General features: G+C 59.1%; 19 protein-coding genes. 9 read left to right on the top strand and 10 right to left on the bottom strand.

Translation table 11 applies throughout. From position 1 onward, the window contains the following. Nucleotides 1-54 precede the first annotated feature (54 nt). On the bottom strand, nt 55-666 hold the full coding sequence (locus JZX87_RS11690; RefSeq protein WP_206825662.1) for a DUF922 domain-containing Zn-dependent protease: 612 nt from the start codon (nt 664-666) through the stop codon (nt 55-57). A gap of 115 nt (nt 667-781) precedes the next feature. Here JZX87_RS11690 and folP point away from each other — a divergent pair, with 115 nt between their 5' ends. The 3 genes from folP to folK all read left to right on the top strand — a co-directional run bounded on the left by folP (nt 782) and on the right by folK (nt 2,542). After that, entirely contained in the window at nt 782-1,654 is an 873-nt protein-coding gene (gene folP, locus JZX87_RS11685) for a dihydropteroate synthase (RefSeq protein ID WP_353654184.1), read from the top strand. Continuing rightward, complete coding sequence (gene folB, locus JZX87_RS11680; protein WP_148144336.1) at nt 1,654-2,019, top strand: dihydroneopterin aldolase; 366 nt, start codon at nt 1,654-1,656, stop codon at nt 2,017-2,019. The genes folP and folB overlap by 1 nt, the downstream gene beginning before the upstream one ends. Before the next feature lie 61 nt (nt 2,020-2,080). Continuing rightward, nucleotides 2,081-2,542, top strand: coding sequence for a 2-amino-4-hydroxy-6-hydroxymethyldihydropteridine diphosphokinase (gene folK / locus JZX87_RS11675; RefSeq protein WP_500064048.1), 462 nt, complete (start codon nt 2,081-2,083; stop codon nt 2,540-2,542). A gap of 108 nt (nt 2,543-2,650) precedes the next feature. On the opposite strand, the gene JZX87_RS11670 is transcribed toward folK, so the two are convergent. The 4 genes from JZX87_RS11670 to JZX87_RS11655 all read right to left on the bottom strand — a co-directional run bounded on the left by JZX87_RS11670 (nt 2,651) and on the right by JZX87_RS11655 (nt 6,429). Continuing rightward, on the bottom strand, nt 2,651-3,208 hold the full coding sequence (locus JZX87_RS11670) for a hypothetical protein (RefSeq protein ID WP_206825658.1): 558 nt from the start codon (nt 3,206-3,208) through the stop codon (nt 2,651-2,653). A gap of 116 nt (nt 3,209-3,324) precedes the next feature. After that, on the bottom strand, nt 3,325-4,398 hold the full coding sequence (locus JZX87_RS11665) for a YcjF family protein (RefSeq protein WP_206825655.1): 1,074 nt from the start codon (nt 4,396-4,398) through the stop codon (nt 3,325-3,327). Then, nucleotides 4,395-5,864 (bottom strand): YcjX family GTP-binding protein, encoded by a 1,470-nt coding sequence (locus JZX87_RS11660; RefSeq protein WP_206825653.1) that lies wholly within the window; start codon nt 5,862-5,864, stop codon nt 4,395-4,397. The genes JZX87_RS11665 and JZX87_RS11660 overlap by 4 nt, the downstream gene beginning before the upstream one ends. 67 nt (nt 5,865-5,931) lie before the next feature. Next, nucleotides 5,932-6,429: a SixA phosphatase family protein gene (locus JZX87_RS11655; RefSeq protein ID WP_148144341.1), complete on the bottom strand. Its 498-nt coding sequence runs from the start codon at nt 6,427-6,429 to the stop codon at nt 5,932-5,934. Between the two features lie 256 nt (nt 6,430-6,685). Between JZX87_RS11655 and dksA the strand changes: the two genes are divergently transcribed. Continuing rightward, the gene (dksA, locus tag JZX87_RS11650; protein WP_148144342.1) at nt 6,686-7,105 is read left to right on the top strand and encodes an RNA polymerase-binding protein DksA; all 420 of its coding nucleotides are present in this window, start codon (nt 6,686-6,688) and stop codon (nt 7,103-7,105) included. An 83-nt stretch (nt 7,106-7,188) separates the two neighbouring features. On the opposite strand, the gene JZX87_RS11645 is transcribed toward dksA, so the two are convergent. Continuing rightward, nucleotides 7,189-8,184, bottom strand: coding sequence for a flagellar biosynthetic protein FliO (locus tag JZX87_RS11645; RefSeq protein ID WP_206825647.1), 996 nt, complete (start codon nt 8,182-8,184; stop codon nt 7,189-7,191). Between the two features lie 251 nt (nt 8,185-8,435). Between JZX87_RS11645 and cckA the strand changes: the two genes are divergently transcribed. From cckA to JZX87_RS11620, 5 genes are all read left to right on the top strand, one after another. Then, entirely contained in the window at nt 8,436-11,042 is a 2,607-nt protein-coding gene (gene cckA, locus JZX87_RS11640; protein ID WP_206825638.1) for a cell cycle histidine kinase CckA, read from the top strand. Between the two features lie 237 nt (nt 11,043-11,279). Further along, a complete protein-coding gene (recA, locus tag JZX87_RS11635; protein WP_148144345.1) occupies nt 11,280-12,368 on the top strand; it encodes a recombinase RecA in 1,089 nt (362 codons plus the stop codon). A gap of 190 nt (nt 12,369-12,558) precedes the next feature. Continuing rightward, a complete protein-coding gene (gene alaS / locus JZX87_RS11630; protein ID WP_206825636.1) occupies nt 12,559-15,213 on the top strand; it encodes an alanine--tRNA ligase in 2,655 nt (884 codons plus the stop codon). A 53-nt stretch (nt 15,214-15,266) separates the two neighbouring features. After that, on the top strand, nt 15,267-16,133 hold the full coding sequence (gene ttcA, locus JZX87_RS11625) for a tRNA 2-thiocytidine(32) synthetase TtcA (protein ID WP_206825634.1): 867 nt from the start codon (nt 15,267-15,269) through the stop codon (nt 16,131-16,133). 33 nt (nt 16,134-16,166) lie between these two features. Then, entirely contained in the window at nt 16,167-16,988 is an 822-nt protein-coding gene (locus JZX87_RS11620; RefSeq protein ID WP_148144348.1) for an inositol monophosphatase family protein, read from the top strand. A gap of 104 nt (nt 16,989-17,092) precedes the next feature. Here the strand turns inward: JZX87_RS11620 and hspQ are convergent, their stop codons facing one another. From hspQ to JZX87_RS11600, 4 genes are all read right to left on the bottom strand, one after another. Then, nucleotides 17,093-17,422, bottom strand: a complete 330-nt coding sequence (gene hspQ / locus JZX87_RS11615; protein ID WP_148144349.1) for a heat shock protein HspQ — start codon at nt 17,420-17,422, stop codon at nt 17,093-17,095. An 85-nt stretch (nt 17,423-17,507) separates the two neighbouring features. Continuing rightward, complete coding sequence (locus tag JZX87_RS11610; RefSeq protein ID WP_206825630.1) at nt 17,508-18,434, bottom strand: DMT family transporter; 927 nt, start codon at nt 18,432-18,434, stop codon at nt 17,508-17,510. A 117-nt stretch (nt 18,435-18,551) separates the two neighbouring features. Beyond that, nucleotides 18,552-19,961, bottom strand: a complete 1,410-nt coding sequence (gene glnA / locus JZX87_RS11605; protein ID WP_112455651.1) for a type I glutamate--ammonia ligase — start codon at nt 19,959-19,961, stop codon at nt 18,552-18,554. Between the two features lie 48 nt (nt 19,962-20,009). Then, nucleotides 20,010-20,348: a P-II family nitrogen regulator gene (locus tag JZX87_RS11600; protein WP_003515720.1), complete on the bottom strand. Its 339-nt coding sequence runs from the start codon at nt 20,346-20,348 to the stop codon at nt 20,010-20,012. Between the last annotated feature and the right edge of the window lie 42 nt (nt 20,349-20,390).

The raw sequence follows: 20,390 nt of genomic DNA, 5'->3' as shown, positions 1-20,390 counted from the left end.
AGTGTCTCCGCAAGCCTGGCGCAAGGCCGGGTAACGGCTCGTTTATGATCGTATCTATCGCTGACGCTGGTCGATGCGGTATTGCAGAAGCCTCGTCATGCGAGCGTCGAAATTTTTGGCTTCGACGCGGTCGAAAAGGGCTTGCTGCTTGTCGTGTTCGGCAAGCACGCGCCGCGTGGTTTCCGTGACGAGAGCCTCAACACCGTCGCAGGTTTTGCGGGCAGGCAGGGCAAGCAGCTCATTCTCCAGCATGCGGGCATGATTTCGGGCGATTTCTGCGTGCCGTTCTTCGTGCCGCTTGATATCTGCCGACAGGGTCGCCCAGATGAAGCGCAGATCTTTCTCGGCCTTACCGCCATTATTCCATCGCGGCAGGATGATGTGGGTCCGCAGCGTCACCTTGGCGCCGCCGACGGAGCAGCGGCCGCCGCGCTCCACATAGGTCACCTCTCCGCCGAACTTGATCTCGGTCGCGCCGGGATGCCGGTGTCCGCTGGTCCTGGTGACCGGGCCATGGCGCTCCAGTTCCTTGTCGAGGTCCTCGGCGGTACGGCCGCCGATGCGGAAATAGGAATAGGATTTTGAGATGACAGGTTCCGCCCGCGCCGGGATAGAGATCACGCAGAGGAGGAAGGCTGCACCGAAAAGCCGGTGGACTCTGCGCATCAAAAACATTCTCAGGCCTGGTACGTTGAAGTTGAAACGAGCTTGGGGCATAGGCTGCGCAAGTGCAACATGAAGGCATGAAAATTTGCGTTACTTTCAAAAAGATGGATCGCCTGTGGCATCGTCGCGCAACAGCACCTGGCGTCTCGCCCATGGTCGCAGCCTGACGCTTGGTGCGAGCGGCCACATCATGGCGATCGTCAACGTGACGCCCGATAGTTTTTCCGATGGTGGGCGTTATATCGACGTCAAAAGCGCAGTCGAACACGGCCTTTCCTGCGTCCGGGACGGCGCATCCATTCTCGATATCGGCGGCGAGTCGACGCGGCCGGGAGCCGCACCCGTGACCGCCGCTGAAGAGCAGGCCCGCGTTCTGCCGGTCATCGAAAGACTGTCGCGGGAAACCGACGCGCTGATTTCCGTCGATACCTATCGCGCTGACACCGCAAGGCTTGCCATCGCCGCCGGCGCCCATATCGTCAACGACGTCTACGGGCTGTGCCACGATCCGCAGATGGCTGATGTCGTTTCTGAAAGCGGCGCCGGCCTCTGTATCATGTACACCGCTCGCGGGCGTGAAGACCTCCATGAGGATATTATCGAGGACGAACGGATGTTTTTCGCTCGCTCGCTCGGCATGGCGAAGGCGGCCGGCATTGCGGAGGATGCAATCGTGCTCGATCCCGGTTTCGGTTTCGTCCAGACGCGGGAACAGGACAGCGAATTGATGGCGCGTTTCACCGAGCTTCATTCTTCAGGTTTGCCGCTTCTGGTCGGCACATCGAGAAAACGGTTTGTCGGCGCCATCGCCTTGCGCGAGGCGGCGATCGAACGGGATTTTGCGACAGCCGCCACCACCGCGATGCTGCGGCTTGCCGGTGCATCGATTTTCAGGGTTCACAACGTGGCAGGCAATCTCGATGCCTTGCGCATGGCTGACGCGGTCCTGGAGGCTGGCGAAATGAAAAAAGAGGCAGGAGAACGCTGATGGCCACCTATCAGATCACGCTGAAAAACTGCGCCTTCTACGCGCATCACGGGGTCTTCGAGCAGGAATCCGCGCTCGGTCAGCGTTTCTTCGTCGATGTCGTCATGGATGTCGAAGCAGGGGATGTGCTGGTGTCCGACCAGGTCGAGCAGACGGTTCATTACGGGCTGGCCTATGAACTGGTTGAAAAGATCATGACCGGCAGCCGCCGCAACCTCATTGAAACGCTTGCCAATGACGTGGCTGTTGGCCTTGCCGCATGGTCGCCGTTGATCCGCCGCGTCGAGGTAGCGATCCGCAAGCCGAGCGCACCGATCGCCGGCATTCTCGATTACGTGGAGGTGCGCCTTGAGCATCGGGCTTGATCATCCCTGGGAAGTCGCAGCACTTGGACTAGGCGGCAATGTTGGCGATCCGGCTTCGGCTATGGCGCACGCGCTGCAGACGCTTGATGCGCGAAAGGACTGTCGCGTCTCGGCTGTATCCCGGCTTTACCTGACGCCGCCATGGGGCAAGACCGACCAGGCAGACTTCTTCAACTGCTGTGCGCTGGTAGAGACCGAACTTGAGCCTGAAGAACTGCTCGACCTATGTCTCGCGCTGGAGCGGGAGATGAAGCGGGTGCGGGTGGAGCGCTGGGGGCCGCGGACGCTCGATATCGATCTGCTGACCTATGGCGAGCGCGTTCAGAAGTCACCGAAGCTGGAACTGCCGCATCCACGCATGACGGAACGTGCTTTCGTCATGCTACCGCTCGCGGATCTTGCGCCGCAGATGATGATCAATGAACGCAAGGCCGAAAGCTGGGCGGGTAGCCTGAATTCGACAGGAATCAGCATCGCAAAGCCGGACGGACTCTGGTGGCGGCAGATTGCGACAGCAGGCTGAATTAAAGTCTTTGAAAACAAAAAGAACGTTTTCAAAGAATAGGATATTTGTAAATCCTGATGAATTGAATTAGCCCGGACGCGAGCATGATCTGCGCCCGAGGCTTCATCACTCCTTGATCGAGCCGACGGCGATCGAATCGAGGTCACGGTCGAGCGACAGGCCGATGACCGGCACCATCTGGTCTTCCACCTTGACGGAAATGGTGATGTTCATCTTGTTGTCGCCGCGCAGGCTGGCCACCATCGCACCGTTGAGCTTGGCGCGGTTGATGCCCATCACGACCTTGTCGCCATTGACCGAGCCGGAGACGATGTCGAGCCCCTTGCCTTCGGCACCATCGAGGAATTTGCCGGTGTAGCCGCGACCGCTCTGGGTGATGACCGCAGACATAGGCTGCTGGAAGACGCCAACCCGGCAGGTGCCGTCGAGCTTTATGCCCGTGTCGCCATCAGGAGACGGCGAGCCGGTCAGGTTGCAGTTGAACTTCGTGCCCTTGTATTTTCCGGCGACGATCTCACCCGGACCTTTCCATGCGCCTGCAACGGACTGGAAGAAGACCTGGTCCCGGGATGCGGCTTCCGCCTGCGGAGCAAAGGCCGGAACTGCGGTGACCAAAGTCAAAGCGGCAAGCCCGCCGAAAAGCGAAAAGAAGCGCGAATACATGAGGCTTTCCCCTTGGGACGTTCCGCTGTCAGCGGCAATGTTTAGTGGGGTCGAAATTAAGCGAGAATGGTTAACGCTTCGTATCTTTTGACGCCCGCCAGGTGTCCCGAAGGGGGCTAATCCTTCTCGTCAGTGCGTCCCGCAGCGACGATATCGGACATGAAATCGCCGATCCCCGGGCGGGGCAGGGCACGGAACGGCAGCGGTCTGCACAGGTCCATGGCGGCGATCCCGATACGAGCTGTGAGCAGCCCGTTGATGACACCTTCACCAAGTCGCCGCGACAATCGCGAGGCAAGTCCGTGACCGAGAACCTGCTGCGCCAGACCGTCGCCGACGGCGATGGAGCCTGTGACTGCCAGATGCGCGATGACATCGCGGATCAGCCGCAAAAGCCCCAGTTTTCCGGGCCTTGCGCCATAAAGTTCGGCCATGGCGCGGACAAGGCGGGTGACCTCGAAAAGCACATAGGCAAGGTCGACGATCGCGCGAGGGCTGATGGCGGTAACGACCGCGACTCGTTTCGAGGCGTTCAGGATGAGGCCGCGGGCTTTACGGTCGAGCGGCGTCAGCAATTCGCGCTCGGCCAGATCGAGAAGGTGCGGCCCGTCGATAATATCGTCCTTGGTGCCTTCGAGAACACTACGTCCCTTAGCCGTCTCTGCCCGATGGCTGAGGAGAGATGTCAGGCGTTCCACCACCTTTCGCGCAGGATGGGCCGGCACGGACGCTGCCGCCTCTTCCGCTTCGGTCTTCAGGCTCTGCACGGCGGCGAGCCGGGCTATCCCCATGATCTCGCGCCCGACAACGACCAGTAATCCAAAAAGTGCCAGCGCCAGCGCCGTGATCGCAGCATAACCGAGCCAATCTGCGCGCGCGAAAAGATCGCGAACGATCTGATCCGCCCAGAGCCCGAAGGCGAGCGACAGGAATGTGCCGAGTGCCGCCGTAGCCAATCCGACAAACGAGAAACCTCTGCGCGGGCGTGGTTCCGCAACCGGAAGGCTCGCTGCATCGAGATCCGCACCGGAAAACGGATCGTCTTCGTCCGGCACCACGGTAACGGGCTGGTCGAAACTTTTGGGACGGCGCACGGAGGAAGGCGTTTCGGTCTCCCGTGAGGCATCATCCTCCACCTGAAATGCAGCCGGACGGCGTCGGGACGGATCGTTGGTGTAGGGCGGTCTCATGCGAGGCGGTCTCCGAGCAGGAACTGCAGGGCACGGTCGAGCCGGATATGCGGCACTGCGAGATTGAGGCTGCCCGGACGGCCCTCCAGTGCCGGAGGCCGAAAACGGACAAAATTGATGTCCGGCAGATCGGGGCTGTCGCTGTCCAGCGTGTTAAACATATGAGTCGGATCTGCCGGCAGGTCGCCGGGAAAAATCGCCGTCGTCTTCGTGCCGTCAAATCGCTCGCCATTGATCGTTTCGCCCGCCATCGGCGTGCCGACGATCACCGGAAGCATGTGGTTGCCTTCCTTGATGCTGGCTTCGCGTGTGGCGCGCACCGAGGCAATGGCCATAACCTCGAAACCGGCACCCGACAGACCGATGCGCTGAATGGCGCGGTCCACCAGGCGACCGGTCAGCCGCTCAAGCCGGTCATGGCTCTCATGGTGCAAATGGTCTGCCTTGGTGGCAGCGATCAGAACCTTGTCGATCCGGCGTGTGACGAACGATGAGAAGAAGCTGTTATGTCCCGGCCGGAAACAGCCGAGAACATCGCCAAGCGCCCGTTCGAGATCCTCAAGCGCTTCCGGACCGCGATTGATCGCCTGAAGCGCATCGACGAGCACGATCTGCCGGTCTAGCCGCGCAAAGTGATGCCGGAAGAAAGGTTTCACGACCACGGTCTTGTAAGCCTCGAAGCGGCGCTCCATCATTGCCCGCAATGAGCCCTTTATCGCAGGTGTCTCGGCAATGCCGGGCAACGGCGCGAATGTCAGCGCCGGCGAGCCTTCGAGATCTCCGGGCATCAGGAAACGCCCCGGAGGCAGCGTCGATAGCGACCGCTCGTCGGACTTGCAGGCTTTGAGATAGGCGGAAAACACCTCGAAAAGACGCCGAGCCTTCATTTCGTCGGCTGGCGCGTCCATATCGATCGTGGTTGCAAGCTGCATCCAGTCCTGGGCGAGTTCCTTGCGGATGCCCGTCTGCGCCAGCTCCGCAGTGGTATTGCTGAATTCGCGATAATCCTGCGCAAGAAGCGGCAGATCGAGGAGCCACTCGCCCGGATAATCGACGATATCGAGGGAAAGCCTGCCGGGCGAAAACAGGCGGTTCCAGCCGCTGGCGCTCTGATAGTCGATTGTCAGCCGTAATTCGGAAATGGCGCGCGTCGAATCAGGCCATATGCGATCGCGAACGAGCGCCTGGATGTGATCTTCGTATTGAAACCGCGGAATGGCGTCGTCCGGCTGCTCTTCGAGCCGGATACCCGAAACCCGGCCGGAGCGAACCGCTTCGAACAGTGGCAAACGACCCCCATTCAGCAAATTCTGCACGATCGACGAAATCAGCACCGTCTTGCCGGCGCGGGAAAGGCCGGTCACGCCGAGTCGTATCGTCGGGTTGACGAGCCCCGACGCGCGGTCGGCGATGTTGTCGAGGGCAATTCGAGCGTCGTCGGTAAAACTGGTCAGCGAAGGCGCCAAGGCGGGATCCCGAAAAAGTGTTTTCTGCTATATAGGCGTGGGATGCTGGCCCGCAATGTCGACCGGCTCAGATGCTGAGCAGGTTGGTCAGCGTCCAACCGCCGGAATCTGCCTGCGCGCCATAGTCGAGCACGGCAAGTCCCGCCGTCGGATATCCTCCCGGCATGGCGGCCCGCCGCTCTGCCTTGCCTATCAGTCCTTCCAGCAACAGGTCTATGCTCGGGTTGTGCCCGATCAGCATGACGGATCGGGCAGGGCGCTGCCCGGCAATGATCGTCGCATAAAGATCCGGCGTGCCGTTATAGAGTTCGTCGACGAACGTGATCTCCAGCGTTTCCCGAACCGCCCTGCGCACGATTTCCGCAGTCTGCCGGCAGCGCTCGGCCGTCGAGCTGATAAGGCGATCCGGCACGTATCCGAGGTCTGCCGCGCGATCGGCCACCATCTCAGCCTGCGCATAACCGCGTTCGTCGAGCACACGGTCGAAATCCCGTCCGCCCGGCACTGCCGAGGCCGCCTGAGCATGGCGCATCAGATAAATACGGAATGGTTCAGGTTCGATCATCTTCGGCTCGCCAAAATGAAACGCTGAGTAAAAGGCGTAACGTTGCTTTGGTCGATTGGTCAACCGGATCATGTGCCGCCGGTTGAGGTGTTTTGAAGCCGGCTACCCATGCGATTAGGGGAAAAGCATAAAAATTAGTCACTTAGCCGAATTTTGTGACAAATTTAAAACTGCTGCAAATCTGGGCGAAAGGCTTGAATGAGGACTGGTTAATGGAGTATAGGGGCCTCATGAGATGTTCTTCAGGAGAATCGCGTTGAGTGAGAAGATCGATCTTAGTAACTATGTGCTCTCGGAAAACGAAGAGTTCATGAATGCAAATCAGAAGGCATACTTCAGGGCCAAACTGATCGCATGGAAGAATGACATCCTCAGAGAGGCGCGAGAAACGCTCGGGCACTTGGCTGAGGAGAGTGCAAACCATCCGGACCTCGCAGACCGCGCTTCATCGGAAACGGACCGTGCAATCGAATTGCGCGCTCGTGACCGGCAGCGCAAGCTTATATCCAAGATCGATGCCGCCATGCAGCGTATCGATGATGGGACTTATGGCTATTGCGAAGAAACCGGCGAACCGATCGGCCTGAAGCGACTGGACGCCCGTCCCATCGCAACGTTGTCGATCGAGGCGCAGGAGCGTCACGAGCGACGTGAAAAGGTCTATCGCGACGAATAATGTTCGCCGGGTCAGTATAGAAAACAAAAAAGGCACGTTTTGACGTGCCTTTTTTGTTTGCATCTTACTGTTCGTGAGCGCCGTTACTTTTCGCGGCTGGCGGACATTTCACCGAATATGCGGGCAACCTCGCTTTGCAACGACGGCTCGTCCCGCGTGGCGTTACCGGGCGCAGCGACGACAGGCATGGCGATGGCCGAGCCTGCTGGCTGCGACGGGCGATTCGTCCGATTGGCGAGGGATGCTTCGCGCGCAGCCATGTTCTGCGCCATTTCCTCTTCAAGAATTTTCTCGAAATCGCTTCCGAGACCTGTGGGCTTCGCAACAGCAGCCGGGGCGGGCTGAGATATCGCCTGTACTGCAGGTGCCGAAGCGGTTGCTGGCGGATTGCGATCGACAAATACGCGCTCGCGCTGACTGTCAAGAAAACGGGCGGCATCGTCGAGCGACGGCTGAGCGGACGCCTTTGATTCCACGCGCGGCTCAGAAGGCAAATTGTCAATGCGAGCCGGATTGACGGTTGGAGTTGCCGCAACTGGCTCCAGGCGCTGCGCCGGAATGGTGTTTGCCGCGACAGTGGCAGCAGGTTGCGGCGGTGAGACTGCGCCTCGGTTTTCTCGCGAGGGAATATTGGTGTCACGCGCGTTGATCATTTCCACCCTTTGAGCGGAGGCCGGGACCGGTCGTCTTGCCGGCTCTTCTGCGGATGGTCTTGCAGTGGCGGACATAGGGATGGCTGACCGTGGAGCAGGCTGCACTTCCTGTTCCGAAGGTTCGGCGCTTTGGCTTGAACTGACAATCCGGCTTTCGATGACCACGTCGGTCGGTCCACCGATCATGATCAGATGTTCGACATCGTCACGTCTGACAAGAACCAGCCGACGTCGCGCATCGACGGCTGCCGCGTCGAGCACCTGCAATCGCGGTTGACGGTTGCGCCCGCCACGCACGAAAGGCGATGGCCCCCGGCGTCCGCGCACTATCCACAGAATTCCGACGAGGCAGACAAGGGCCAAACCTACGCCAATGACCGCCACGAGGAGGTTGCGACCGTATTCGCCCCACAGTTCTGCGACCATTTATGTAACTCCTTATGCGATCTATGCTTCTGACACAGACGATTTTTTGCCCCGCGAGGCAAGTGTCGGGCCTGCCCGTCAACGCTAAAATGTGTCTCATTCGCATCTCACATAGGGCAGGGTGCTGCGCTGTCCCGCCTTTTGTGGCTTTCAGGAGCTTTTTGCTTCATCTTCAAATTGCTAAGAGAGAATCGCAAGCGCCACGGGGTGCATTTGTGACGCCGGTGCATGCATCGGAGCAAGAGGTATCGATGACCAGTTCGCCGAAAGCCGGCAACGACGAAGCGCCATTGGTTGATCGCGGCAGCCGCGGTGGTACGGCTGTCAGGATCGTGCTTCTGGCGATGGTGCTTCTGGGAGTCGCCATCGCGTTTATCGTGTTTCAGCGGGCGCTGGATAACGAGGTCGTTCTCGGCATTCTGGGCATCCTGGCGATGGTGGGAATCTTCTTCATCGTTTCGTCACTGATCGGCCTTGTCGAGGTCATGCCGCAGTCGCGCTCCGATGAACTGGCCCGCAGCTTTCTGGCCAGTCATCCCGATGGAATTGTCGTGACCGATGCCAAGGGGCGGATTGTTTATGCCAACGCCGCCTATGGGCGGATGACTGGTGCTTCGGGCAGCCACAACGTCCAATCGCTGGAAACCCTGCTGTCGAAAACGCGCGAATCGACCGAAGCTCTTTATCGCCTGACGGCCGCCCTTCGCGAAGGGCGGGAGGGACACGAGGAATTTCGCTTGTTGCAGCCGCTCGGCCGGCTGACTGGCAACGGTTCGGATGCGCACTGGTATCGCCTCAAGGCCCGTCTGCTCGGCACGGGCGGTCGTAACGCGCTCGACATATGGGAAATAACCGACATCACCTCGGAGCGGGACGATCAGGAGCGCTTCTTCCGCGAATTGCAGAATGCGATCGACTATCTCGATCACGCGCCTGTAGGGTTCTTCTCTGCCGGCAGGAAGGGCGAGATCTTCTATCTGAACGCGACGCTTGCCGAGTGGCTTGGGCTGGACCTGACCAAGTTCACGCCGCAATCCATGAGGATTTCGGATCTGGTTGCAGGTGAGGGTATGGCTCTCATCCAATCCGTGCAGGCAGCGCCCGGGCTGAAGCGTACGGAAACACTGGAACTCGACCTTCGCCGCGCAAACGGTCAGAGTCTTCCGGCGAAACTGGTTCACAATGTCAGCGCCATGCGCGATGGAGCGCCGGGCGAAAGCCGCACTGTCGTTCTGATGCGGGCGAAAGGCACGGAAACCGACCAGTCCGCCTCCGCCATGCGATTTACCCGGTTTTTCAACAATACGCCGATGGCGATCGCCTCGGTGGACGGGAATGGCAAGATACTGCGCATCAATGCGCCGTTCCTGAGGCTTTTCGCCGGCGTCGTGTCTCGCGACGACGTTGATGCCGGTGCTGCAGAACTGGAGCGCATCGTCCACGAGAGCGCCCGGGAAACATTGATGGAGGCACTTGCCGCTGCCAAGGACAGGCAGGGCGATATCTTGCCGCTCGAATCGCGGCATCCGGCGGACGAAAACCGCTATGTGCGTTTTTACGTCAATGCGGTGATCGACGAAAGCGACGAGGCGCCCGAGGAAGTGGCGATCGTCTATGCTGTCGAGACCACCGAGCAGAAGGCGCTCGAAACGCAGATGGCGCAGACACAGAAGCTGAATGCGGTCGGCACGCTGGCGGGTGGTATCGCGCACGATTTCAACAATGTGCTGACGGCGATCCTGCTGTCTTCCGATCACCTCCTGTTGCAGGCGCGGCCTTCCGATGCCAGCTTTGCCGATCTGATGGAGATCAAGCGGAACGCCAACAGGGCGGCCGTACTGGTGCGCCAGCTGCTGGCCTTCTCGCGCAAGCAGACGATGCGCCCGGCTGTGCTCAACCTGACCGATGTTGTAGGCGACCTGCGCATGCTGGTCGATCGCCTGATTTCCGGCACCAATGTCAAACTGGAGGTCGACTATGGTCGGGATCTCTGGCCGGTGCGCACGGACCTCTCGCAGTTCGAGCAGGTACTGATCAATCTCTGCGTCAACGCGCGCGATGCGATGCCCAGCGGCGGCACCATTCTGATCAAAACTCGCAACGTGACGGCCAGCGATGCCGCAAGCTTCCAGCAGGCTGATCTGCCGTCCGAAGATTTTGTCATGATCGAAGTCTCCGACAGCGGTACGGGTATTGCGCCGGAAATCATGGACAAGATCTTCGAACCGTTCTTCACCACCAAGGAAGTGGGCAAGGGAACGGGCCTCGGTCTCGCGATGGTCTATGGCATCGTCAAGCAATCTGGTGGCTATATCTATCCGGAATCGGAGATGGGCAAGGGAACGAGCTTCCGTATGTTCCTGCCACGCCATATCCCTGAGGTTCAGCAGGTCTCTCATGCCCCGGCCACTCTCGCAGGGGTTACTGATAACAGAGTGAAGGCCGAGACGGCTGTCGCCGCCGCTGAGCATGTGGATTTGACGGGAAAATCTGCAGTCGTTCTTCTCGTCGAAGACGAAGAAGCAGTCCGTCGCGGCGGCAAGCGCATGCTGGAGACACGTGGCTACACTGTCCATGAGGCCGGTTCAGGCACTGAAGCGCTCGACATCATGGAAGAGCTTGAAGGCAAGGTTGATATCGTGGTGTCCGACGTCGTGATGCCCGAGATGGACGGCCCGACGCTGCTCGGCGAATTGCGCAAGACCTATCCCGACCTGAAGTTCATCTTCGTATCTGGATATGCGGAAGACGCCTTTGCCCGCAACCTGCCAGCGGATGCGAAATTCGGCTTTCTGCCGAAGCCGTTTTCGCTCAAGCAACTGGCTGTCGCCGTGCGCGAAATGCTTGATTCGGAATAGTGCCCAACGGCCTTTCCGAGAGCGTATCGACCTTGGCATCCGATTACCGAAGCTGTTGATTCCAATCGATCTTTCCACAGCCGGAAGATGGCGTGAACATTAATGGAACAAAGGTGAAATAATGTTTTCGTTGCAGGCACTTGGGCGGGGCTTGCAAAATGAGAACAAAATGAGTACGAATATCCCATCGGCTGCTTCATTGCTTGCGCGGCGGCAATAACCTAAAGGTGGGATCTCATGGCACAGAACACATTGCGGCTCGTAGAGGAAAAAGGCGTGGACAAGAGTAAGGCGCTCGAAGCAGCACTCTCGCAGATTGAACGATCCTTCGGCAAAGGCTCGATCATGAAGCTCGGTTCGAACGACAGTATCGTCGAGATCGAGACGGTTTCTACCGGCTCTCTCAGCCTCGATATTGCGCTCGGCATTGGCGGTCTCCCCAAGGGCCGTATCATCGAAATTTACGGTCCTGAAAGTTCGGGTAAGACGACACTCGCGCTGCAGACGATTGCAGAAGCCCAGAAGAAGGGCGGCATCTGCGCCTTCGTCGATGCTGAACACGCGCTTGATCCGGTCTATGCCCGCAAGCTTGGTGTCGACCTGCAGAACCTCCTGATCTCGCAGCCGGATACCGGTGAGCAGGCTTTGGAAATCACCGACACACTGGTCCGTTCCGGCGCTGTCGATGTTCTGGTCGTCGACTCGGTTGCTGCGCTTACGCCGCGCGCCGAAATCGAAGGCGAGATGGGCGACAGCCTGCCGGGTCTTCAGGCTCGTCTGATGAGCCAGGCGCTGCGCAAGCTGACCGCGTCGATCTCCAAGTCGAACACGATGGTGATCTTCATCAACCAGATCCGTATGAAGATCGGCGTGATGTTTGGTTCGCCGGAAACGACGACCGGCGGTAACGCCCTGAAATTCTACGCCTCGGTTCGTCTCGATATCCGTCGTATCGGCCAGGTGAAGGAGCGCGAGGAAGTCGTGGGCAACCAGACCCGCGTCAAGGTCGTCAAGAACAAGATGGCCCCCCCCTTCAAGCAGGTCGAGTTCGACATCATGTATGGCGAAGGTGTTTCGAAGACCGGCGAACTTGTCGATCTTGGAGTCAAGGCCGGTATTGTCGAGAAGTCGGGCGCCTGGTTCTCCTATAACAGCCAGCGCCTCGGTCAGGGTCGCGAAAACGCCAAAACCTTCCTGCGCGAAAATCCGGAACTTGCGCGCGAGATCGAAACTTCGTTGCGCCAGAATGCCGGTCTGATCGCAGATCGCTTCCTGCAGAACGGCGGCCCGGACGCCAATGACGGTGACGGATCCGCCGACGACTGATTTGATTGGTTGAGGGGCATTCCGCCGCAGTCGGAACACCTCTTCTGTTTCCCTGATGTCACTTTTTACCGGCCGCCATCGCAAGATGTGCGGCCGGTTTTCCGTTCGGCTGGACAGTCGCTTATGTGGACGATACAAGCCTTTTGACTTCAAATACTGGTACCGCATCGGCGGTTGAAAAGGGCGTAGCATGAGCGGCGTGAATGACATCCGGTCGACCTTCCTCGACTACTTTAAGAAGAACGGCCACGAGGTTGTGGATTCGAGTCCGCTCGTTCCGCGCAACGACCCGACGCTTATGTTCACCAATGCCGGCATGGTGCAGTTCAAGAACGTCTTTACCGGCCTCGAAAAGCGTCCCTATTCGACCGCGACCACGTCGCAGAAATGCGTGCGCGCCGGCGGCAAGCATAACGACCTCGACAATGTCGGTTATACCGCCCGCCATCTCACCTTTTTCGAGATGCTCGGCAACTTCTCCTTCGGCGACTATTTCAAGGAGCAGGCGATCGAGCTTGCCTGGAAGCTGGTCACCGAAGGTTTCGACCTGCCGAAGAACCGGCTACTGGTAACTGTCTATTCCGAGGACGAGGAAGCAGCGACACTGTGGAAGAAGATCGCCGGTTTCTCCGACGACAAGATCATCCGCATCCCGACTTCCGACAATTTCTGGCAGATGGGCGATACCGGTCCCTGCGGTCCGTGCTCGGAAATCTTCATCGACCAGGGTGAAAACGTCTGGGGCGGCCCTCCCGGCTCGCCGGAAGAGGATGGCGATCGCTTCCTTGAATTCTGGAACCTCGTTTTCATGCAGTTCGAGCAGACCGCACCGGGCGAGCGCTCGCTTCTGCCGCGTCCGTCGATCGATACCGGCATGGGCCTCGAGCGTATGGCCTGCGTGCTGCAGGGCAAGCAGAGCGTCTTCGATACTGACCTGTTCCGCACGCTGATCGGCACGATCGAAGACGTCATGGGCGTCAAGGCGGAAGGTAGCGCCAGCCACCGCGTCATCGCCGACCATCTTCGCTCTTCAGCCTTCCTGATTGCCGATGGTGTCCTGCCGTCGAATGAAGGGCGCGGTTACGTCCTTCGCCGCATCATGCGCCGCGCCATGCGTCACGCCCAGCTTCTGGGTGCGAAGGAGCCGGTCATGTACAAGCTCTTGCCGACGCTCGTCCAGGAAATGGGCCGCGCCTATCCGGAGCTGGTTCGTGCCGAGGCGCTCACGTCCGAAACGCTGAAGCTGGAAGAAACCCGCTTCCGCAAAACGCTGGAGCGCGGCCTTACGCTCCTTTCCGATGCGACGACCGATCTCGACAAGGGCGACATGCTCGACGGCGAGACCGCTTTCAAGCTTTACGACACCTACGGCTTCCCGCTCGATCTGACGCAGGATGCGCTGCGCGCTCGCGAAATCGGCGTCGACCTTGCAGGCTTCACCGATGCGATGGAGCGCCAGAAGGCGGAAGCCCGTTCGCACTGGGCAGGTTCCGGCGACAAGGCAACCGAGACGATCTGGTTCGAGCTGAAGGAAAAGCACGGCGCAACCGAATTCCTCGGTTACGACACCGAGAAAGCCGAAGGCGTCGTTCAGGCGATCGTCAAGGACGGCAAGGCGGTCGACAGCGCTGCTTCCGGTGAGGAAGTCCAGATCGTCGTCAGCCAGACGCCGTTCTACGGTGAATCCGGCGGTCAGATGGGCGATACCGGCATCATCGCGACGGATAACGGCAAGGTTTCGGTCTCCGACACCCAGAAGAAGGGGGAGGGCCTGTTCGTTCACCTTGCCAAGGTTTCCGAAGGCAAGCTGAAGGTTGGCGATGCCGTCATCCTGACGGTCGATCACGCCCGCCGTTCGCGCCTACGTTCGAACCACTCGGCAACCCATCTTCTGCACGAGGCGCTGCGCGAAGTGCTCGGTACCCATGTGGCCCAGAAGGGGTCGCTGGTGGCACCCGAGCGCCTGCGCTTCGACGTCTCGCATCCCAAGCCGATGTCGGCCGAAGAGCTGCAGCGCGTCGAGGATATGGCCAACGCCATCATCATCCAGAACGCCAAGGTCACCACCCGCCTGATGAGCGTCGATGACGCGATTGCCGAAGGTGCGATGGCGCTGTTCGGCGAAAAATACGGCGACGAGGTTCGCGTCGTTTCGATGGGAACGGCAATCGACGGTCCCAAGGCCGGCAAGCCATACTCGATCGAGCTTTGCGGCGGCACGCATGTCGACGCGACAGGCGATATCGGCCTTGTGCGCGTTCTGTCGGAAAGCGCTGTCGGCGCCGGCGTTCGCCGTGTCGAAGCCGTAACGGGAGAGGCGGCTCGCGCCTATCTGTCCGAACAGGACGAGCGGGTGAAGTCGCTTGCCGGCGCGCTGAAGGTGCAGCCATCGGAAGTCGTGTCGCGCGTCGAGGCTCTGGTCGAAGAGCGCCGCAAGCTCGAAAAGGAACTTGCGGATGCCAAGCGTCGCCTTGCCATGGGCGGCGGTGAAGGCGGCTCGGTGGCCGAAGCGCGCGAGATTGCCGGCACCAAGTTCATGGGCCGTGTGCTGGCCGGTATCGATGCCAAGGACTTGAAGGGCCTCGCGGACGAAGGCAAAGCATCGCTTGGCTCCGGCGTGGTGACGTTGATCGGCGTGTCCGAGGATGGCAAGGCAAGTGCCGTTGTCGCGGTAACAGAAGATCTCGTCGGCCGATTCAGCGCCGTTGATCTGGTCCGCATCGCGTCTGCCGCTCTCGGCGGCAAGGGCGGCGGTGGCCGGCCGGACATGGCCCAGGCCGGTGGTCCGGATGGTGCCAAGGCTGATGAGGCAATCGAGTCGGTTGCGGCCGCACTTGGCGCCTGATTGAAACAAACGACCGGGCGGCTTCTGGCCGCCCGTCTTGCATGAGGTTTGCCATGGGATTGAACGCTGTCATCGAAGACGAGATGGACGAGGCCGTAACCGGTCTTGCGCCTGCATTGTTTCGCGATGCGCCGAACTCGGTTTCGTTCAACAAGCTGCGTAAGCGCTTGCTGCGCCAGGTTCGCCAGGCATTCGAAGATTTTGGCATGCTGAAGGATCAGCAGCGCTGGCTGGTTGGCTTGTCCGGCGGCAAGGACAGTTATGCGCTGCTCGCCGTTCTGCTCGATCTGCAGTGGCGTGGACTGTTGCCGGTCGAACTGATCGCCTGCAATCTCGATCAGGGACAGCCGAATTTTCCCAAACACATTCTGCCGGATTATCTGACCTCGATCGGTGTGAAACATCGCATCGAATATCGCGATACCTATTCGATCGTGAAGGAAAAGGTGCCTTCGGGCGCCACCTATTGCTCGCTCTGTTCCAGGCTGCGCCGCGGCAATCTCTACCGCGTGGCGAGGGAGGAGGGCTGTCAGGCTCTGGTCCTTGGTCATCACCGCGAGGACATTCTTGAAACCTTTTTCATGAACTTCTTTCACGGTGGCCGTCTTGCCGGCATGCCGGCCAAGCTTTTGAACGACGAGGGTGACCTTATGGTGCTGCGGCCGCTGGCCTATTGCGCCGAGGACGATCTGGCAAAGTTTTCCGCCGCAATGCAGTTCCCGATCATCCCCTGCGACCTTTGCGGCTCGCAGGATGGCTTGCAGCGCAATGCGATGAAGCAGATGCTAGCGGATATCGAGATGCGCATGCCGGGCCGCAAGGACACGATGCTGCGCGCGCTTGCCCATGTGAACCCGTCCCACCTTCTTGACCCTAAACTCTTTGACTTTACCGGCCTGTCGGCCTCGGCCGGCGACTGATCTTGCCATCTTAAAACGCAGATTGGATTTCAAATGACTTTGCCGCTCGACGTCCTGAAGCTTGCCGACCTCCTGAAAGCTGCCGCCAAGGCCGAAATATTGCCTCGCTTTCGTCGTCTGGGTGGCGATGACATCCGCTCCAAAAGCGAGCCGTCGGATCTGGTGACGGAGGCGGACGAAGCGGCAGAACGCATGATCCGGCGGGAGATCGACAATGTGGTGCCGGGCGCACTTTTCGTCGGCGAAGAATCCGTTGCGGCAGATCCGTCTCTGCTCGGCAAACTGGCCGATGCGGAACTGGCCGTCGTCGTGGATCCGATCGACGGAACCTTCAATTTCGCCTCCGGCATTCCCGCCTTCGGAGTCATGGCGGCAGTCGTCTACAAGGGCGAAACGGTGGCCGGCATCATCTACGATCCGATGGGTGATGACTGGGTCATGGCGGAGAAAGGTGCCGGTGCATTCCTTCGTCGCCCGGATGGAGAGGCGGTAAAACTGGCCGTCGCAGCCCCCCAGCCCCTCGGCGACATGATCGGCATGGCTTCGGCAGGCTATTTCTTCGGTCACGAGCGTGAGAAGATCCTGGCCAATCTCGCCAAGGTTCGGCTTTTCGCCAGCTATCGCTGTGCAGCCCATGAATACCGCACCTTTGCGGGCGGTCATGTCCAGTTCGCGATCTATAACAAGTTGATGCCCTGGGATCATCTTGCAGGGACATTGATCGGCACGGAAGCGGGCGGTTACATCCGCAGGCTGGATGGCTCCGCCTATCTCCCTCATCATGTCGACGGCGGCTTGCTGCTTGCAACCGACGAAGAGAGCTGGAAGCTCCTTAGCCACGAAATCTTCGGCTAGTAAGCTGCATGCGCGGCAAGCCACTTTCCTGTCGCTGGCGGTGATCCGCTGTCATGAAAAAAGCCCGGTCATGCCGGGCTTTTTTCGTTCGGGCTGTAGACGGCCTAATGCGCCAGGATCATCTTGGGCTTGAACTGGCCGCCGTCACGCGGTTCGAAAATCTGGTAGACCTGCGGATTGCGCAGCGGCTGTTCGCTCTCGTCGTGCTCGAGATTCTGTTCCGAAACATAAGCGACATATTCGGTGTCGTCGTTTTCGGCGAGCAGATGATAGAATGGCTGGTCCTTGGCGGGCCTGATTTCCGACGGGATCGAATTCCACCACTCTTCAGTATTCGCAAATTCCGGGTCTACATCGAATATGACGCCACGGAACGGGAATACTTTGTGACGGACGACCTCCCCAATCGTGAATTTTGCGTTTTTCTGTTTCATGGTGCGATGTCCTTTCACAGAATAATGTGGTGGTGAGCGGCTGAAACATCAAGATGTGGTGTTTCCGAAGCTCTTCCGCCGCCTTTCACTCCTTAATGTGTTTCCTGCCTTTAAGAGATGCAAGTACGACACCACCCAATACAAGCACGATACCGATAGCATGGTAAGTCTCGAATGGCTCTCCAAGGAAAAACATCGCCATGACAATGGATACCGGAGGCATGAGATAGAGCGTTATGCCGCCCGTCGCCGGCCCGAATACACGCACCACATGCTGAAAGCAGAAGAAGGCGGCAAGAGAAGCAAAGACGACCATGCCGGCGATTTTCCACCAGTCTGAGGCCGAGTCCGGGACAGGCTCTGCATGCAGGACCTCCCAAATGCTCGGCGGCAGCAGAACCAGCGCACCTGAAAGAGCGATGATGCCGAACAGCGCCAGGGGGGAAAGTTGCCGGAGGGCGGGGTTCTTCAACAATATCGAATAGATAGCGAAGGAAATGGCGGCGACGAGAATGCCGAGATCGCCGATATTGAAGCTGAGATTGAGAAGCGCTGCGGGATCGCCGCGCAAGACGATCGAAATCACGCCGGCAAAGGCCACCAGCATGCCGGCCAGTTCCCGCCCGCTGATCGTGCGGCCGCTGAACATCCACTGGAACAGGATGATGAAAAGCGGAGAGGTTGTATAGATCAGCGTGCCATTGGCAGCGCTCGTATAGGTCAGCGACCAGTAGACGAGGCCACCGCAGATACCCATGCCCAGCCCGCCTAGCAGCAGCCAGAGCCAGAAGTGGTTGCGCACGAAAAGCGCGCTGGCGCGGCGATCGGAATAGATGAAAGGTAGCATGATCGCGGTCGATCCAGCCCAGCGCAGGAAAGCCGTTGTATAGGGCGCGACATCACCGATAATGCCGCGACCGAAGATCATGTTGCTGGAAAAGAAAATCGGGACGAGGGAGAAAATCAGCCAGTCGACAGGCCGGCCTGTTTCAGGCTTTGCTTGGGGAGCCATCTTTCACCAGGAATAAAATATTGCCGCGTGCGGCTGAGACCGTTTGAAAAGAAAAACGGCGGGAAAGCCCGCCGTTTCTGGATGCGGTTTAAACCGCATGTCGTTTTATCCGGCCGATCACGCCGAATAATACATATCGAACTCGACTGGGTGCGGCGTCATTTCGTAACGCATCACTTCGGTCATCTTCAGTTCGATATAGGCATCGATCTGATCGTCGTCGAACACGCCGCCGGCTGTCAGGAACTTGCGATCCTTGTCGAGGCTTTCGAGCGCTTCACGCAGCGAACCGCAGACGGTCGGGATCTTCTTCAATTCCTTCGGCGGAAGGTCGTAAAGATCCTTGTCCATCGCCTTGCCCGGATGGATCTTGTTCTTGATGCCATCGAGGCCCGCCATCAGCATGGCGGCAAAACCGAGATAGGGGTTCTGTGCCGGATCGGGGAAACGGACCTCGACGCGCTTTGCCTTCGGGTTGGAGCCGAACGGAATGCGGCAGGAAGCGGAACGGTTGCGAGCCGAATAGGCAAGCAGAACTGGAGCTTCATAACCGGGAACCAGACGCTTGTAGGAATTCGTCGTCGGGTTGGTGAAGGCGTTGATCGCCTTGGCATGCTTGATGATGCCGCCGATGTAATAGAGGCAGCTTTCCGACAGGCCTGCATATTCATCGCCGGCGAAAGTCGGCTTGCCGTCCTTCCAGATCGACTGGTGTACGTGCATGCCTGAGCCGTTATCGCCATAAACCGGCTTCGGCATGAAGGTGGCCGTCTTGCCGTAGGCATTGGCGACCTGATGCACGACGTACTTGTAAATCTGCATCTTGTCGGCGTTGCGCACCAGCGTGTCGAACTTGACACCAAGCTCGTGTTGGGCGGAAGCCACTTCGTGGTGATGCTTTTCAACGACCACGCCCATTTCGGTGAGCACGGTCAGCATTTCTGAACGCATGTCCTGCAGGCTGTCGACCGGCGGAACCGGGAAATAGCCGCCCTTGACGCGCGGACGGTGGCCGAGATTGCCGGTCTCGTAATCCGTGTCATCGTTCGACGGCAGTTCGGATGAGTCCAGCTTGAATCCGGTATTGTACGGATCTGCCTTGTACTTCACGTCGTCGAAGACGAAGAATTCCGGCTCAGGACCAACGAAAATCGTGTCGCCGATACCGGATGCCTTGAGATAGGCTTCCGCCTTCTTGGCCGTACCGCGCGGGTCGCGGTTGTAGGATTCGCCTGAAACCGGGTCGAGGATGTCGCAGAAGATGACCATCGTCGACTGGGCGAAGAAGGGGTCCATATGCACGGTGGCCGGATCGGGCATGAGCACCATGTCGGACTCGTTGATCGCCTTCCAGCCACCGATCGAGGAACCGTCGAACATGACACCATCGGCGAACATGTCCTCGTCGACGGCGGAAATATCCATCGTCACATGCTGCAGCTTGCCGCGCGGGTCGGTAAAGCGAAGGTCAACGAACTTTACGTCGTTTTCCTTGATTTGTTTCATGATTTCGCTTGCGCTCGTCATTACAGGTTCCTCGATTTCAGTAACGATATGAACGGTCACGCCGAGCGGCTAGATCGCGTCTACACCCGTTTCGCCTGTGCGGATACGGATGACCTCCTCGACGTTGGAAACGAATATCTTGCCGTCGCCAATCCGTCCAGTCTGTGCCGCATTTCGAATCGCTTCGATAACGGCTTCGGCATTCTCGTCGGCAAGAACCACTTCCACCTTAACCTTGGGCAGGAAGTCCACGACGTATTCGGCGCCGCGGTAAAGTTCGGTATGGCCCTTCTGGCGACCGAAACCTTTGGCTTCGGTTACCGTAATACCCTGCAATCCGACTTCCTGAAGGGCTTCCTTCACTTCGTCGAGCTTGAAAGGTTTAATGATCGCTTCGATCTTCTTCATGAGAAACTATATCTCCGCTTCTCCCCATGCGCGGGTCGTCGA

Source organism: Agrobacterium sp. Ap1 (assembly GCF_017313375.1).
GTDB lineage: Bacteria > Pseudomonadota > Alphaproteobacteria > Rhizobiales > Rhizobiaceae > Neorhizobium > Neorhizobium cellulosilyticum.
Note: the sequence above shows the minus strand (reverse complement) of the source record. Positions and strands in the feature narration are given on the sequence as shown.

What these genes read in the sequence shown, in the direction of transcription:
- JZX87_RS11690 (WP_206825662.1), bottom strand. Translation starts at nt 666, where the DNA reads ATGCGCAGAGTCCACCGGCTTTTCGGTGCAGCCTTCCTCCTCTGCGTG.
- folB (WP_148144336.1), top strand. Translation starts at nt 1,654, where the DNA reads ATGGCCACCTATCAGATCACGCTGAAAAACTGCGCCTTCTACGCGCAT.
- folK (WP_500064048.1), top strand. Translation starts at nt 2,081, where the DNA reads ATGGCGCACGCGCTGCAGACGCTTGATGCGCGAAAGGACTGTCGCGTC.
- JZX87_RS11670 (WP_206825658.1), bottom strand. Translation starts at nt 3,208, where the DNA reads ATGTATTCGCGCTTCTTTTCGCTTTTCGGCGGGCTTGCCGCTTTGACT.
- JZX87_RS11665 (WP_206825655.1), bottom strand. Translation starts at nt 4,398, where the DNA reads ATGAGACCGCCCTACACCAACGATCCGTCCCGACGCCGTCCGGCTGCA.
- JZX87_RS11655 (WP_148144341.1), bottom strand. Translation starts at nt 6,429, where the DNA reads ATGATCGAACCTGAACCATTCCGTATTTATCTGATGCGCCATGCTCAG.
- JZX87_RS11645 (WP_206825647.1), bottom strand. Translation starts at nt 8,184, where the DNA reads ATGGTCGCAGAACTGTGGGGCGAATACGGTCGCAACCTCCTCGTGGCG.
- cckA (WP_206825638.1), top strand. Translation starts at nt 8,436, where the DNA reads ATGACCAGTTCGCCGAAAGCCGGCAACGACGAAGCGCCATTGGTTGAT.
- recA (WP_148144345.1), top strand. Translation starts at nt 11,280, where the DNA reads ATGGCACAGAACACATTGCGGCTCGTAGAGGAAAAAGGCGTGGACAAG.
- alaS (WP_206825636.1), top strand. Translation starts at nt 12,559, where the DNA reads ATGAGCGGCGTGAATGACATCCGGTCGACCTTCCTCGACTACTTTAAG.
- ttcA (WP_206825634.1), top strand. Translation starts at nt 15,267, where the DNA reads ATGGGATTGAACGCTGTCATCGAAGACGAGATGGACGAGGCCGTAACC.
- JZX87_RS11620 (WP_148144348.1), top strand. Translation starts at nt 16,167, where the DNA reads ATGACTTTGCCGCTCGACGTCCTGAAGCTTGCCGACCTCCTGAAAGCT.
- hspQ (WP_148144349.1), bottom strand. Translation starts at nt 17,422, where the DNA reads ATGAAACAGAAAAACGCAAAATTCACGATTGGGGAGGTCGTCCGTCAC.
- JZX87_RS11610 (WP_206825630.1), bottom strand. Translation starts at nt 18,434, where the DNA reads ATGGCTCCCCAAGCAAAGCCTGAAACAGGCCGGCCTGTCGACTGGCTG.
- glnA (WP_112455651.1), bottom strand. Translation starts at nt 19,961, where the DNA reads ATGACGAGCGCAAGCGAAATCATGAAACAAATCAAGGAAAACGACGTA.
- JZX87_RS11600 (WP_003515720.1), bottom strand. Translation starts at nt 20,348, where the DNA reads ATGAAGAAGATCGAAGCGATCATTAAACCTTTCAAGCTCGACGAAGTG.